A 13,195-nucleotide genomic window follows, 5' to 3' on the forward strand; every position below is an offset into this window, starting at 1 on the left:
TTGTAACTTACTAGCAGCAATTTATAACTATGAGTTAAATTTAGCAATTCCAAAATGCAAACCCTTGACTATAACATAAAAGTAATTTTGCAAGAGGTCTAATAGTCTGAATTGCTTTATCTACTCGTTTCATTTCACGGGATTTTAGACATTTGGTAGCCTGAAAAGCTACTAATGCTAAATCGGCTGTTGGGTACTTTTTTTCATGTCTATAAGGTATTCCTGCCTTAACAAACCAGTTATAAATAGATGTTTTTGACACCTGAGATAAATCAACTATTTGGCTTATTTCTGATAGGAACTCCGCACAGGTTAAGCTACTTTGTTGCTGATAATAATGCTGAAAAATTTCCCAGGATTCGTTAAACCCTTCACTAGAGATTCTGAAATTCCTATGGGTACGCTTCAAGTTAGCAATACTTTTGATAATCAGTGAAGCATTTGCAGATTCGACAGAAAAATCTAAAAACTGCCTCAATTGAGAAATCAATCGATACCAACTGATATCTGATATCGGCTTTTGATAGGTGCGTTCATACGAGTGCTTAAGCTCCCTGTACATCTGGCAATATCTTTTGTTCGCCATGCCAAGAAATCCGATAGCTCCACTAGATTGATTCTATGCACCTCATAGCATAGCATAATAGAACCCAATAGAACCCAGTAGAATCGTAAAATATTATGATAGATGAAATAAGATTGTTGGAGGTTCTAAGAGTGCAAAAATAAAAAATGACTAGCGATAGGTATAAAGGTAAACGTCAAACTATAACTTTTCCGGAAGAGTTATTTGAAAGAATAACAAAAGCATCCGAGAATGAGACTAGAACGTTTAGCCAGCAGGTAGTTCACCTCTGTATTGAGGCATTCAGGCACAGAGACGAACAGGCTGATGGTAAATAAAAGCACATATCATATAATTCCTGTTACTTGCTAGATCCCAATGGGTTGATTCAAGTTTTTGGGATAGTCGCGCTAGGTTGTTTCAATGGTTCTGTTATGTCAGAAATTTTGAGGATAAATCTTATTTATCTAAGTATAAAAGTCTAGAACCTAAGCAGGATAAGGAGAGTACCCACCTCTGGGTATGTGGACAAAAGTTTTATCGCCTCCTTTACCCCTTACCCTGCAATGGCTTCTGAATCAAGCTCGATCGCGCTTTGTCGTTAAATAGTACACAAAAAAAAGCAACCCCCAAGATTCGCTGTCGCCAAACTTAGAATCTCAGGAGTCTTATCAAATATCTTCTGTTATCGTAGCTTGTTTTTTTTTATATAACAAGTGAGGTAATAGGGGTTGCTGCAAAATACTCAGGAAGAATTATGCAGCAATTGAACTCAAATAATACAACCTCATTCCCACTTGGAACAGTGGCAAATATTGAGCCTTTATTACCTACGCTTTGGGTCACCAACATTATCACAGCTAGGTCATTCAAGCCACTATTTACCATAAGATGCTTATCATCAAGCAATCAAGGAATTAGCAAGGGGAATCATTACATAATTGCGGATAAAGCCACCTCAGAGGCTGATATCAAGGCTATAGGCTGGATGGTGCAGCAGGCCAGAGGCGATTGCTTTGTACATAGGATTAATTTACCTTTAGATTGCCTGGTATCGGATGCAACCGCGGCCAGGGAGCTAACACAAGAGATTTTTGAGTTTGCATTGCCCTTTGCTGATTGGATAGAAGTTGCTGACGAACGGAAGCTTAAAAAACGTGAGGCACTAGCGATCGCTAAAGTCGCGATCGCACTCTTGCCGGAGAATGAGCAAGATATTGAACTAGACCAACTTGGCGAGAGATGCGGTGCTAGTGATTGGGAATGGCGTAAGAAGTGTGAGAAGTTAGCCAGCCAAGCTCAATCTCAACAAACTAACCAAGATAAACTTAGGCTTGAGCTTCAGGCACTGGCTAAAGAGGCAGACCCAATTGCAAAAGCATTCATTAAGCAAAAGTTAGCTGAGTCTTACAGAATCAGACTTTCAGAAATTGACAACTTGCTCAAGCACATAAGTGAACAGGGGAGGATACAGGAGGTAAAATGCTACTCCCTAGATGAACTGCTTGATTTGAATTTACCGGGTGTCGATTACGTAATCCCCGGTATGTTGCCACAAGGTGAAACTATTCTCTTAGTTGCTGATCCAAAAAGTGGTAAATCTCTTATTGCTTATGATGCTGCTTTTGCTGTAGCGACAGGGGAGGATACTTTTCTGGGTGAAAAATGCAAGCAAGGCAAGGTTTTGATAATTCAGTGTGATGAAAGCCCTACTACTGCTAGAGGTCGATTGCTCAAGCGCGGTTTTAGACGTGAAGATGCCTCTAATGTTGAATTCATGGATTCTTTCAATATCACTCAATTGCACCTATTAGAAGCCAAATTAGAGGCATTTAGACCAACGTTAGTTATAATTGATAGCCTCAAAAGAATAACAGTAGGTAGCCAGCTATCTGAGAATAGCGCTGAGTTTGCGGATAACATTTATCGGCTAAAGGAAATCATTTCTAGGTACAACGCAAGCGGTATTTTGATTCACCATACCAATAAGAATATAGATGCTGTAGGCGTTGGGAGAGTGCGCGGTAATAGTTCGATAGCAGGTGCTACCTGGGGTATTTGGAGCTTAGAGCATATCCCAGAACCAGATCCAAATAATCCTAAGAGATTTAGAGTTAACCCAAAGTCATTGACCAGAATTTTCAATATATTGGCGCGGGATACAGAAGGACAAACATTAAAGATTGAGTTAGACCCAGAGATTAATCATTGGGTATCACTTGGTCAAGACGGGATAACACCAGAGCAAAAGCAGTCTGAGAAGTCACAGCAAGAGAGGATCGTTGAGTTACTGCAATCCTATTCACCCAAAGGGCTAGAGGCTAGTGAGATTAGCCAGCACTTAGGAATAGCCAAAAAATCCATTTACACACAACTTAACCGACTAGTTGAGAAGCGTATTATTGGCACTCGACCAAGTGTAACTGACAGGAGAAGGTCAGTATATTATATAACACCATTCCAAAACCATAACCCCCCCTCTCTCCCCCTCTATGTACCGGATGTTATCCAATCTCCTGAAAGTAATACTACACAATATTTTCAGGGTTCGATAACAGATTCACAACAAATAGATAACAAATACATAACAGATACGCGCTTAAGCGAGGGTGTTATTGAAAATCCCCTATACCCTGTAAGCATTTCAGAGATAGATAACAACATACAACAAACACAGGGGGGGGGAGGGGTAAAAACAATTTCCACATTGTTACCCGAAACACCAGTACAGTTGGTAACTCAGCCAGAATTCATGGAAGGGGATAAGATAACATTCCATGAGGGGGATAACAAATGGAAGCCAGGAACTATAGCCAAAGTAGTTTATATGGATGCTTACTTTGTGAGTGCTGAGATTAGCTACTTTGCCTTTAAGAAAAATAGAGTATTCACTTTGTGCCGTGCTGATTGGATGAGGCTAGCTGGTAGAGTGAATGGCCAATCAAGAAAAAACCAGTAGCGCGATCGCACTTACCCCAAATCCTGAGATGATGATAATTTGCCCCATCATCTCTGGGGTGGAAGCATTTTCTTTAGACGCAACTCTGTTTCCAATTCAACAATAAGAAGCTCGGCCTTGTTTAACTAATTCAACTTCAATCTGTAACTGTTTATTAGTCTGAATCAAGGTGTACAACTCTTTTTGTGTACACCCTAATGGGTGGCCGCCGAGATACCTGCAAAAAGAGACACGTTGTAAATAAATATTGCAAACAATCCCTTGTTAATTTACTAACTTGCCCAAAAATGATATTAGATGAATCAAACTTTTGCACGGTAAAACCAAGCTTTCACCCCTTTTTGTCCTTGACACTTGCCCATAAATGACCCTTTTAGGGAATGTCTTCATTTGAATAGTCAAGTTTCGGTTGATGCTGAAACGACGGTAAATCAAGGTTTTTGACAATTGACTTTACAAAACTTTACAACGTGTCCCAATTTGCACGTATCTCCGCGGATACCCAGCTTAGGGCAAAACCGCAATCTCCAGACCAAAAGCAGCATTATTACTTAGTTAAATCGTCAGCCCTTACACTTTCATCTAATTTAATTTCTCTTCATCACCCGGAAAAATTGTCAATCATCTGACAATAACTCCCCCCTGACCCACTCCCCCCTTGTTGGGACATAGTGCGACAATAGCAATTTTCACACCACTTAGAGTAATAAACACCGCCGAAACGGCTAAGATGGAAAGCAGGGGGAGCAGGGGAAGCAGGGGAAGCAGGGGGAGATGAACAAAGACGCGATTAAAGACCATAAAGATTTAGAAGTCTACAAGATGGCTTTTGACACAGCCATGAAGATTTTTGAGGCATCCAAAAAATTTCCAGTAGAAGAACGATACTCGTTAACTGACCAAATTCGTCGGTCGTCACGGTCTGTATGTGCCAATGAAAGCTGAAGCATGGCGAAAACGAAGGTATGAGGCAGCATTTGTAGCAAAATTGAGTGATTGTGTTCGCGGAGCGTGTCGTAGACAGGCTGAAGCGGCTGAAACACAGACTTGGATTGAATTTGCTGTTAAATGCAATTACATAAATGTTGAAATCGGTAGAGAACTTTATGGTACTTACAACCGCGTTTTATCTGGTTTGGTGACTATGATTAACAACCCAACACCTTGGTTGATAAAGCGTTAAACCTCCCTTACCTCCCCTGCTCCCCCTGCTCCCCCTGCCCCCCTGCTTAAAACCATGACCCCAATCCATCCCGAAAATCTAACTGTTCTGGAGAACTCGCTGGCGTTAGCGATCGGCGAGGACTTTTCCTTAGAAAATGATCCCGATGTGATTCAGCAGCTGATTGGGGATAAGCGATCGCTGAACACTAAGCGCGAATATCAGAAAGACTTGAAAGATTTCTTTCTGTTCGTTGTTAAGAAAGAACCCAGTCGGGATTTGGTTCTAGAATTCCTTCACCTGGAACAACGTCATGCTGTCGCTGTGGTTCTCAAGTACAAAGCGCACCTGATTAAGAAAAAATTGGCTGAAGCTACGGTGAATCGTCGCCTTAGTGCTATCAAGTCAATGGTTGAGATGGGGCGACGGTTAGGGGTCTGCAATTTCTCCCTAGATGATGTCAAAGGTGAAAAGGTCGAAACCTACCGTGACACAATGGGCATTCCAGCCGAGGACTATGCTTTAGTCATAGCGTTGGTTGACCGCAGTACCCTTAAGGGCAAGCGCGATTATGCCATTATGCGGTTACTTTGGGATAATGGCTTGCGTCGTAATGAGATAGTCAATTTGAATGTGCGTGACTTTAACGCTCTTGAGAAAACTCTTGCAATCTTGGGTAAAGGCAAGGGTAGCCAGAAAGAAATTCTTGACCTATCGGACAAAACCGCCGATGCAATCTCCGGTTGGATAAAAGCAAGTAAGAAGAAACGTGGTGATAACCCGCTTTTCACCGTCCTGGCTTACCACAAGAATGGAGCGAGATTAACCGGGGAGGCAATCAGGCGATTGGTAGATGGGCTATGCTTGCAAGCCGGAATTACTAAGAAGATGTCACCACATCGTGTTCGTCATAGTGCGATTACTACAGTATTGGATCTGAATAATGGCAACTACCGTGCTACCCAGCGTTTCAGCAGACACGCCCAAGTGCAGACGGTATTGAAATATGATGATAACCGCCAGCGTTTGCAAAAGCAGATGAGTGACTCAATATCAGAATTGATTTAGGAAAGACCTATAACTCTGCCTAAGTCTACGCTAATGTTTACAGATAATGTAGAGCTTTTATTCAACAATTTTCTCCAGCCTAAGTTGACCCATTAAATCAACCATAAAATCAATAAAAGCGCGAACTTTTGCTGATAAATGCCGCTTTTGTGGATAAATTACCGATATCGGTTCACCAGGAGCAGCATAGTCCTCAAGTATCGGTTGAAGTTCACCACCCGCAATTGCTCTTCCAGCAACATAGTTAAGAACTTGCACTATTCCCGCGCCCGCAATTGCAGCTTCCAGTAAAGATTCGGCATGGTCAAATCGTAAGGAACCCTCCACAGGCATTTCAAATTGTTCGCCTTGGTGAGGCAGTGCGTTGCGGGGGTTCCCTGGAGTGTGCAAACTGCCGTGTTGAAAGCGCCACTCAAACACCCTTCGTGTTTGGGGATAGACAAAATTTATACAGTTATGTTGCTTCAAGTCTTGAGGAGTTTTGGGAATACCGTGGCGTTTGAAGTAATCCGGTGAAGCACAAACAACAAACCGCACTGTCGCCACCCGATGCATAATTAATCGACTGTCCGTACCAATACCCAAGCGCACAACAGCATCAATTCCTTCTTCAATTAAATCAACAAAGCGGTCATTCAGAGATACATCCAGCTTGAGTTCAGGATATTTCGCCGTCAACATAGGCAACGCCCCAACAATGTGCATTCGCCCCAACGCCATTGTTAAATCGATTCTTAGCGTCCCTCTGGGTTGATACCTCGTTTGCAGCAGTTCTTGTTCTGCCTCTTCTAACTCATCGAGAATTTGTCGGCACCGTGAGTAAAAAGCAGCACCGTCATCCGTCAACGTCACGCTGCGGGTGGTGCGGTTAAGTAAGCGGATTCCCAGTTCTTCTTCTAAGCGTTGCACGGCTTTGCTGATGCTGGATGGCGACATCCCCATTTGTCGCGCAGCTTCTGAGAAGCTGCGGTTTTGGGCAGCGCGGACGAAGATGATTAGGCTGTTGAGTTTGTCCATGCCCACCAGCTTAAATGATTTTTGAACTTTATTCACAAGTCATGTGAAATGTAACTACTTTTTCTTCTTTTTGCCAAAGGTTAACTTGAAGGCAATAGAGGATTGCACGAGCGCAAAAAACCGTAAAAAGGAAAAACCATCATGTTGAAGAAACTACTACCTATCGTGATCGCTACAGTTGGACTCACTGTTGGTAACTTAGCGGGACTTAACCAAAATTCCTTTTCTGTATCTGCACAATCGAGCAATGAACAGAAAAAAGAAACATTTGATACTAATACTCGTAACGGTCGTGGTTTGGATTCGATGAAACACTTTAATGTTTCTATTTCAGTCCCCGATGTGAATGCCAGCGTAGATTGGTATCAGCGCGTGTTGGGCTTCCGCAAAATTTCCCAAGCAGATTTGTCCAATGGGGTGTCTATCGCCATGATTGAGCGTAATGGTGTGGTTATCGAATTTTTAGAAGTAGCAAATTCCCAACCAATGCCAATGCTAAACCTTGACCCACCAAATCACCTGAAATATCAAGGAATAAAGAACTTTGTTTTATGGGTTGATGACATGGATACAAGCGTGCGTGAGTTGAAAGCTAAAAATATCCAGTTTGTCTGGGAAGCCCGTGAACTAAGAGAAGTTGGTACTCGCGTGACTATGTTTCGAGATAACAACAATAATCTCATCACGCTTTGGGAGCGTCGCGGCAACGTTTGGGAGCGACTGAATCGCCCTTAAAGAACTCAGAAGATAGAACAACTATCAAACTTTGAATAAACTTTTATCAAGGAGAAAACGACAATGAGCCATTCCAGAAAGCCTTTCAAAATCTCTGCTACACGACGCAAGTTTATTTTTGGTGGTACTACAGCTTTGGGAACGATGGCAGTCATTGGCAATCAAGCACTTAATAGTCATCAGGTCAAGGCGAACGAAAACCAAACTCTGACACAGCGATCGCCAATTCGCTCTGCAAACGGACGATTTAATGGCAAAGTTGTTTTAATTACAGGTGCAACGAGTGGGATGGGACGCACCGCAGCTGAACTCTTTGCCAGAGAAGGGGCAAAAGTCATGTTTTGCGGCAGACGCGAAAACTTGGGCAAACAAGTGGAAGCCACAATTCGCAACAATGGTGGTGAAGCAACATATATGCGTGCTGATGTACGCGACCCTAAACAAGTGGAAGCTTTCGTAAAAGCAACTATTCAGAAATATGGTCGGCTTGATATAGCTTACAACAACGCAGGTATTGGTCGTGTACCAGGTTTTGGGCGAATTCATGAGATGACTACGGAACATTGGCAGGAACTAAATAGCACCAACTACGACGGTGTGTTCTACTCCATGAAGTATGAGCTACAACAGATGCTCAAGCAAAAATCAGGTGTCATTATTAACAAGGCTTCGACATTAGGGCTTGTGGCATTACCAAATGTTGGTGCGTATGTAAGTTCTAAACATGGTGTAGTCGGTTTGACGAAAGCTGCGGCGCTGGAGTACGCTACCCAAGGTATCCGCGTGAATGCAATTGCACCAGGCCCCATCGAGACAACTTTCCTGAATCAGTTTGTTAACCCTGTAGATACTCAGCTTTATCAACAAGTCAGTAACTCTATTGCTAACAAAGTCCCGCTCAAACGTTGGGGACAACCAGAAGAGATAGCGAATGTAGCCTTGTTTCTCGCGGACGAACAAGCCAGTTTCCTCAATGGACACATCATGGTAGTGGACGGTGGTATGGCTGCCCATGAAGGTTCTGCGGCTGAAGACCGCCTGTAGTGCTAAATTGATCCGTCCGAAACAACACCAGAAGTAATTATGCTCAAAAACGCAGTTAATAAGGCGCTTAGTTGCACTGTAATTGTTGCAATTGTCGGTTTTTCTGCAATGGCGCATGACCAAGCCCAAGTGCAGAAGCCAGCCACTCCTGTTACACCACTAGGTTCGGCCAAATTGCATCATGTGGCAATTTCGGTTACTAACTTTCAAGAGACGGTTCGGTGGTATCAAGATAAACTTGGCTTCCGAGTTATCTTCAGACGCGATTTACCTCAACTATCTACACAGCAAGCTTTTCTAGAATTAAATGGCATCCGTCTTGAAGTATTTGCACGCAAAAGCTCGTTCCGAGTTCAACCGCCAGTGACTAATGTTCCGGATGATTTGCTAATACAGGGTTACAAACATCTGGCAATTGTCGTAGACGATTTAGATATCGTCGCCGCAGAACTCAGGAGAAAGGGCGTTAAGTTCCTGTGGGAACCAAGAGTAGATGAGGCATTGAAGCTTAAGCTCTGCTTCATTCAGGACAACAACGGGAATTTGATTGAACTGGTTGAGGAACTCAAGCAAACTAAATTTTCAAGCTTATTAGCATCTGTGTACCTAAATTGGTGAATTATTTTCACAAGTTATATGACAGTAAACTGCTTTTTCTATCTATTGGCACAAGTTATTGTTAGGTCATGAACGCGCAGGAATTTTCACCATGCAACCTAAAGGCTTGAAAAAACTAATAGCAGTTATCCTGACCACAACCGGACTTACAGCAAGTACTAGTCTTTTTGCAATTGCTAACCAAAACCAACCTAAAATAAATTCACAAGCTGACATGGGGCTTGAAACACTGGAAATTTACAATGTCGCCATATCAGTTCCAGATATTGACGAATCTGTGCGTTGGTATTCAGACAAGTTAAGCTTCAAGTTGCAAAGTAGAAGGCAAGTTTCTACAGGTATTGAGATTGCCTTGATGGAAAAGAATGGCTTTTTCATTGATTTAATCAAAATCCCTAATCAGCGAAATTTGGAAGGAAAACCAAAAAACCCTCCAGCACATTTAGAGGTTCTCGGCATCCGCAATATGGTGTTTTACGTGAATGACTTAAAAGGAGCGAATGCTCAGTTAAAAGCCAAAGGTGTACCACTGATTTGGGAGAGCCGTTATATTCCCGAAATTGGCACATCGATTACAAATTTTCGGGACAACAATGGCAATCTCATCGCTATTTGGGAACGTCAAAAATAGATTTTCCCCACATCTAATTACCAAATTTTCACCAGTTAAAAGTATGAACGCACACACCAATTTATTCACAAATTATCAACTAGGTTCGCTCCAACTTCCCAACCGCATCGTTCTGAGGGAAGAATTATGAGTAGCAAACCTATAACTGTATTAGTTTCAGTCCGTACTAAGCCTGGTATGGAAGAAGCCTACAAAAAAGAACTGATGAATGTTCTCAAACACGTCTTTGCTGAACCAAACCTGCTTAATTTCAAAGTCAACCAGAATCCTCACGACCCGACTAGGTTTATGTTCTACGAGACTTGGGCTGACAAAAACGATTTCGAGACAGCACAACTCAACAGACCTTATCGCAAACCTTATTTAAAACGAACAAAAAATTTATTGGCTGAACCGAGCCAATGGACAATTTGGGAAACAATTCTTAGCCTCAAAACAAATTAAGCATAGGTAAGTACAAACGGTCATATCTCGTGCGTTACCTTCGGCAGGTGTGATCCACTTTTGACAAAAAATTATTATGAAAGCTAATTACAGTTTTTATTCATCTTCTGGGAAAGGAAGCATATCCGTTGGATATTGCTCAGAAAGTTTGTTAAGTAAATCTATATCAGGCGTAGTGTATGTTTCTATCCCGCCCATTGGGGTAGTAGGATTGTGAACGAATCTAACAGTAGACACCCTATCAATTGGTATGTCAGGGTTTTCTATAAAGTCGCCTGCTTCATTGTGATAATTTCGCCAATGCGAAATTTCGCCAATTAACAAATTTATATTTTCGCCTTACTGCCATTTACGTTGTTAAATCCCATTACATTCTGACCTTCTGCTATTGAAATAATTTTGAGTAGAACTAATCAAGCGCAGGTGAGGATAAGGGATGGGATTTACAGCCAAGATTCAACAGACAATGTTCTCACTTGTTGAATTCTCTGAAAGTCGCTATCGGCTGACACAACGATAAGACCGTGTTGTAAGGCTACAGCTGCAATCCAAAGGTCATTTTCATCGAAGCCTAGATCAGTTATTTTCGTTTTTCTCCGCTTACTTTTCTCCTTCGGTGCAAACTGATTGAATAAAGCGGCTTTCAGTTGCCCGTAGATAGTAGCAGTAGATCCATCAATATTATGGCTGTATATACCCGTTAGAAAACGGTGAATTAGAGCTAAGTTATTTTCCTTGCGTTGAGAACGTTCTGCCATGTCTATCAGTTCGCCTTGAACGATGGTGCAGGTTGTAATTACAGAATTTTCCACTTCTGCAAGGCGATGAAGCACATTGACATTACCAAGTATTGCTTGGCTACAGTGATTTGTATCTAACAAGTACATTATTCAAAGGGGTTGTCGTAATCAAATTTGGCTTTGCCGCGAGTGGCATAAACTAGCTCAAGACACTCTTGTAAATCATCACCTGACCATTTACCAATTGTTTTTAAATGTTCGAGCAGTGAGCGACCTGTGGAATTTACTGGAGTGTGGTCGGCAGAATCTGCCACAGATGAAACAGGCTGTGTTTGGGTTTCCTTCGTTTTCAAAAAGCGTAAAAAGTCTAGCGTTTCAGTCAGAATGGTATCTGAGGTGGATTCAATTTCGATAAGAAGCAATTCTTTGATAGTCATAGTGGGTATCTCCTAAAGATGCATGGGAAATCCAGGAATAGCTGCATCAGTCTTTTTCATTATCAGTCTAATTTAGAATTTCGCCTTGGCGTAAATTCGTCAAGTAGTAAATCTATATTTTCACCTTGCTGCCATTTCACCCAGACGGACATTAGAAAATCTACCAATTCGCTTTTATCAATCTCTACGCCACGTCTTTTAAGTTTGAGTAATTCTTCCTCTACATCTAAATCTGTTAAGCGTTTCACATAGTAAGTGCGCCCAATCCAAGCATCATCAGACCGCTTTCCAGTTGCAGGTCTGCCACGTTTACGGGGTTCTTCTTGAATTGGCGCTGTCTTTTGTGGTGTTGGAGTCTGTGTCACGTTACTCTCTGTGATTGCTTCTGTTGGTTGTTCTGGCTCAATTTGTGGTTCTTCTTTGGTTTCAAATAATTTCTTAAAGGGGCTAGGCTTGCTCATGACAGTATCTCCTTACCCACCTCTTGATACTCACGCCATGCTATTTTGCTGCTGCGGTCTTTTACTTGATAAACTGGCAGCCCCTCCAGTGCCGCTTTTTCATAAACAGCAAATCGTTTAATCCCATGTTGAAATAGTGGTATTCCCTCTACCTCTAATGCTTCCCGTGCTTGCTGTCCTGTTAAACGAGGGGCTGGGGGAATAATTGTGAGCAACACACGATAGCGTGAGCTGCCCAATGATTTGAGCGTGTCTACAGTCTGCAACAGGGCATCCATCGCTAAAGCATCAGGGGTAGTAGGCAAAATTAATAAATTACACCCATCAGCGAGTGCTTCTAAATCTTCGCGGCTTGGCCTAGCTGCTGTGTCAATAACCACATGGTCAAAATTACGGCTATGCATAGGAGCTTGTAGTAAATCTACAACCTTAAAAGGTAATGCTCCTCGTTTTGCCCATCCTGTAGCACTGTGGTTTGGATCGCCATCAACCAACAAGGTGCTGCCATGCTGAGATAGAAAGCAAGCAATATGGATGGCGCTTGTCGTTTTTGCTACGCCACCCTTGAAACTAGCTAGGGTGATTATCACTCCATGTACTCCAATAAATGCTGCTAGTTTACCCTCAAAATAACGAAAATTTGTATTTTTTAATTTATAAAATGTTACCTGGGCAGCAATACATAATTTCGCCAATTCAAAAATATAAAAACTTAAAAGTAGTAATCACTAGCTTCTCCAAGCTACACCTGAACAAAAGACAGTTTGACTGTATCCCTAATTATTAGATTGGTTAGCTCTCTTTGGTTTACTGGTTAGTACAGTTTGGATGAGTCGCTTAAATTGGCAATAATACAAATTGCTAGTAATACAACAATACGTATTTCTGATAATCTATATTTTCGCCAATTCAAAATTAAATCAGCATACCATAACATCATCATTCCACGACTGCATAGGCGATCGCCACCTCATCACATGACTGGTTAACCATCTATTAACCATTTACTGGATGCGTAGGTTTACCTTCTATGTCATTCTAGAAAACGAGAGTTAATTCGGTGACAGTGTTTGTTTTTAGTATTCGCAGACTTATCAGAGAAATTTAAATCTCTACACATTTATGATTTTGGAGAACATTGAGAGTAAAAATACTGCTCTTAGTCACCTTGGCTCAAGAAAATTAGAGATAATGGTATTGAAATTGAAGACCCAGCCGTGACGTTGCACAGCAGTATTAATTTAATTAATCCGCACACAGGGCAGCGTTTTCCATCTGCCCCAGATAGTTCGGTTGTTCTGTCTAGTTTTCAAG

16 protein-coding genes and 1 pseudogene are annotated in these 13,195 nt (G+C 41.8%); 10 read left to right on the top strand and 7 right to left on the bottom strand.

The annotated features are described in order from the left end of the window. Positions 1 to 40: 40 nt before the first annotated feature. Positions 41 to 490: a hypothetical protein gene (locus H6G26_RS32675; protein ID WP_190734976.1), complete on the bottom strand. Its 450-nt coding sequence runs from the start codon at positions 488 to 490 to the stop codon at positions 41 to 43. A gap of 242 nt (positions 491 to 732) precedes the next feature. Here H6G26_RS32675 and H6G26_RS32680 point away from each other — a divergent pair, with 242 nt between their 5' ends. From H6G26_RS32680 to H6G26_RS32695, 5 genes and pseudogenes are all read left to right on the top strand, one after another. Next, positions 733 to 903, top strand: a complete 171-nt coding sequence (locus tag H6G26_RS32680; RefSeq protein WP_190734979.1) for a hypothetical protein — start codon at positions 733 to 735, stop codon at positions 901 to 903. 419 nt (positions 904 to 1,322) lie between these two features. Then, on the top strand, positions 1,323 to 3,524 hold the full coding sequence (locus tag H6G26_RS32685; protein WP_190734981.1) for an AAA family ATPase: 2,202 nt from the start codon (positions 1,323 to 1,325) through the stop codon (positions 3,522 to 3,524). Further along, complete coding sequence (locus tag H6G26_RS43965; RefSeq protein WP_277883937.1) at positions 3,499 to 3,630, top strand: hypothetical protein; 132 nt, start codon at positions 3,499 to 3,501, stop codon at positions 3,628 to 3,630. Before H6G26_RS32685 ends, H6G26_RS43965 begins: the two co-directional genes overlap by 26 nt. Positions 3,631 to 4,298: 668 nt before the next feature. After that, positions 4,299 to 4,707 (top strand): annotated as a pseudogene (locus H6G26_RS32690) (four helix bundle protein). A gap of 54 nt (positions 4,708 to 4,761) precedes the next feature. Then, a complete protein-coding gene (locus H6G26_RS32695; protein ID WP_190734983.1) occupies positions 4,762 to 5,754 on the top strand; it encodes a tyrosine-type recombinase/integrase in 993 nt (330 codons plus the stop codon). A 57-nt stretch (positions 5,755 to 5,811) separates the two neighbouring features. On the opposite strand, the gene H6G26_RS32700 is transcribed toward H6G26_RS32695, so the two are convergent. Then, complete coding sequence (locus tag H6G26_RS32700; RefSeq protein WP_190734985.1) at positions 5,812 to 6,771, bottom strand: LysR family transcriptional regulator; 960 nt, start codon at positions 6,769 to 6,771, stop codon at positions 5,812 to 5,814. Positions 6,772 to 6,912: 141 nt separating this feature from the next. On the opposite strand from H6G26_RS32700, the gene H6G26_RS32705 reads away from it, so the two are divergent. From H6G26_RS32705 to H6G26_RS32725, 5 genes are all read left to right on the top strand, one after another. Continuing rightward, positions 6,913 to 7,506 (top strand): VOC family protein, encoded by a 594-nt coding sequence (locus H6G26_RS32705; RefSeq protein ID WP_190734987.1) that lies wholly within the window; start codon positions 6,913 to 6,915, stop codon positions 7,504 to 7,506. 63 nt (positions 7,507 to 7,569) lie between these two features. Then, positions 7,570 to 8,550: a glucose 1-dehydrogenase gene (locus H6G26_RS32710; RefSeq protein WP_190734989.1), complete on the top strand. Its 981-nt coding sequence runs from the start codon at positions 7,570 to 7,572 to the stop codon at positions 8,548 to 8,550. Between the two features lie 39 nt (positions 8,551 to 8,589). Then, a complete protein-coding gene (locus H6G26_RS32715; RefSeq protein WP_190734992.1) occupies positions 8,590 to 9,168 on the top strand; it encodes a VOC family protein in 579 nt (192 codons plus the stop codon). 91 nt (positions 9,169 to 9,259) lie between these two features. Next, the gene (locus H6G26_RS32720; RefSeq protein ID WP_190734995.1) at positions 9,260 to 9,799 is read left to right on the top strand and encodes a VOC family protein; all 540 of its coding nucleotides are present in this window, start codon (positions 9,260 to 9,262) and stop codon (positions 9,797 to 9,799) included. A gap of 126 nt (positions 9,800 to 9,925) precedes the next feature. Continuing rightward, complete coding sequence (locus tag H6G26_RS32725) at positions 9,926 to 10,243, top strand: antibiotic biosynthesis monooxygenase (RefSeq protein WP_190734997.1); 318 nt, start codon at positions 9,926 to 9,928, stop codon at positions 10,241 to 10,243. Between the two features lie 96 nt (positions 10,244 to 10,339). On the opposite strand, the gene H6G26_RS32730 is transcribed toward H6G26_RS32725, so the two are convergent. The 5 genes from H6G26_RS32730 to H6G26_RS32750 all read right to left on the bottom strand — a co-directional run bounded on the left by H6G26_RS32730 (position 10,340) and on the right by H6G26_RS32750 (position 12,471). Next, positions 10,340 to 10,567 (bottom strand): hypothetical protein, encoded by a 228-nt coding sequence (locus H6G26_RS32730; RefSeq protein WP_190734999.1) that lies wholly within the window; start codon positions 10,565 to 10,567, stop codon positions 10,340 to 10,342. Between the two features lie 119 nt (positions 10,568 to 10,686). Continuing rightward, the gene (locus H6G26_RS32735; RefSeq protein ID WP_190735001.1) at positions 10,687 to 11,130 is read right to left on the bottom strand and encodes a type II toxin-antitoxin system VapC family toxin; all 444 of its coding nucleotides are present in this window, start codon (positions 11,128 to 11,130) and stop codon (positions 10,687 to 10,689) included. Further along, the gene (locus tag H6G26_RS32740; RefSeq protein ID WP_190735003.1) at positions 11,130 to 11,420 is read right to left on the bottom strand and encodes a DUF2281 domain-containing protein; all 291 of its coding nucleotides are present in this window, start codon (positions 11,418 to 11,420) and stop codon (positions 11,130 to 11,132) included. The genes H6G26_RS32735 and H6G26_RS32740 overlap by 1 nt, the downstream gene beginning before the upstream one ends. Positions 11,421 to 11,482: 62 nt before the next feature. Further along, a complete protein-coding gene (locus tag H6G26_RS32745) occupies positions 11,483 to 11,881 on the bottom strand; it encodes a hypothetical protein (RefSeq protein WP_190735005.1) in 399 nt (132 codons plus the stop codon). Further along, positions 11,878 to 12,471, bottom strand: coding sequence for an AAA family ATPase (locus H6G26_RS32750; protein WP_190735007.1), 594 nt, complete (start codon positions 12,469 to 12,471; stop codon positions 11,878 to 11,880). Before H6G26_RS32750 ends, H6G26_RS32745 begins: the two co-directional genes overlap by 4 nt. Positions 12,472 to 13,195 lie beyond the last annotated feature (724 nt).

Origin of the sequence: Nostoc sp. FACHB-888, from assembly GCF_014696655.1 — a bacterium.
In the GTDB taxonomy this organism is placed as follows: domain Bacteria; phylum Cyanobacteriota; class Cyanobacteriia; order Cyanobacteriales; family Nostocaceae; genus Nostoc.

Coding starts and splice junctions, on each gene's coding strand:
- H6G26_RS32680 (WP_190734979.1), top strand. CDS start 733: ATGACTAGCGATAGGTATAAAGGTAAACGTCAAACTATAACTTTTCCG.
- H6G26_RS32685 (WP_190734981.1), top strand. CDS start 1,323: ATGCAGCAATTGAACTCAAATAATACAACCTCATTCCCACTTGGAACA.
- H6G26_RS43965 (WP_277883937.1), top strand. CDS start 3,499: ATGGCCAATCAAGAAAAAACCAGTAGCGCGATCGCACTTACCCCAAAT.
- H6G26_RS32695 (WP_190734983.1), top strand. CDS start 4,762: ATGACCCCAATCCATCCCGAAAATCTAACTGTTCTGGAGAACTCGCTG.
- H6G26_RS32700 (WP_190734985.1), bottom strand. CDS start 6,771: ATGGACAAACTCAACAGCCTAATCATCTTCGTCCGCGCTGCCCAAAAC.
- H6G26_RS32705 (WP_190734987.1), top strand. CDS start 6,913: ATGTTGAAGAAACTACTACCTATCGTGATCGCTACAGTTGGACTCACT.
- H6G26_RS32710 (WP_190734989.1), top strand. CDS start 7,570: ATGAGCCATTCCAGAAAGCCTTTCAAAATCTCTGCTACACGACGCAAG.
- H6G26_RS32715 (WP_190734992.1), top strand. CDS start 8,590: ATGCTCAAAAACGCAGTTAATAAGGCGCTTAGTTGCACTGTAATTGTT.
- H6G26_RS32720 (WP_190734995.1), top strand. CDS start 9,260: ATGCAACCTAAAGGCTTGAAAAAACTAATAGCAGTTATCCTGACCACA.
- H6G26_RS32725 (WP_190734997.1), top strand. CDS start 9,926: ATGAGTAGCAAACCTATAACTGTATTAGTTTCAGTCCGTACTAAGCCT.
- H6G26_RS32735 (WP_190735001.1), bottom strand. CDS start 11,130: ATGTACTTGTTAGATACAAATCACTGTAGCCAAGCAATACTTGGTAAT.
- H6G26_RS32740 (WP_190735003.1), bottom strand. CDS start 11,420: ATGACTATCAAAGAATTGCTTCTTATCGAAATTGAATCCACCTCAGAT.
- H6G26_RS32745 (WP_190735005.1), bottom strand. CDS start 11,881: ATGAGCAAGCCTAGCCCCTTTAAGAAATTATTTGAAACCAAAGAAGAA.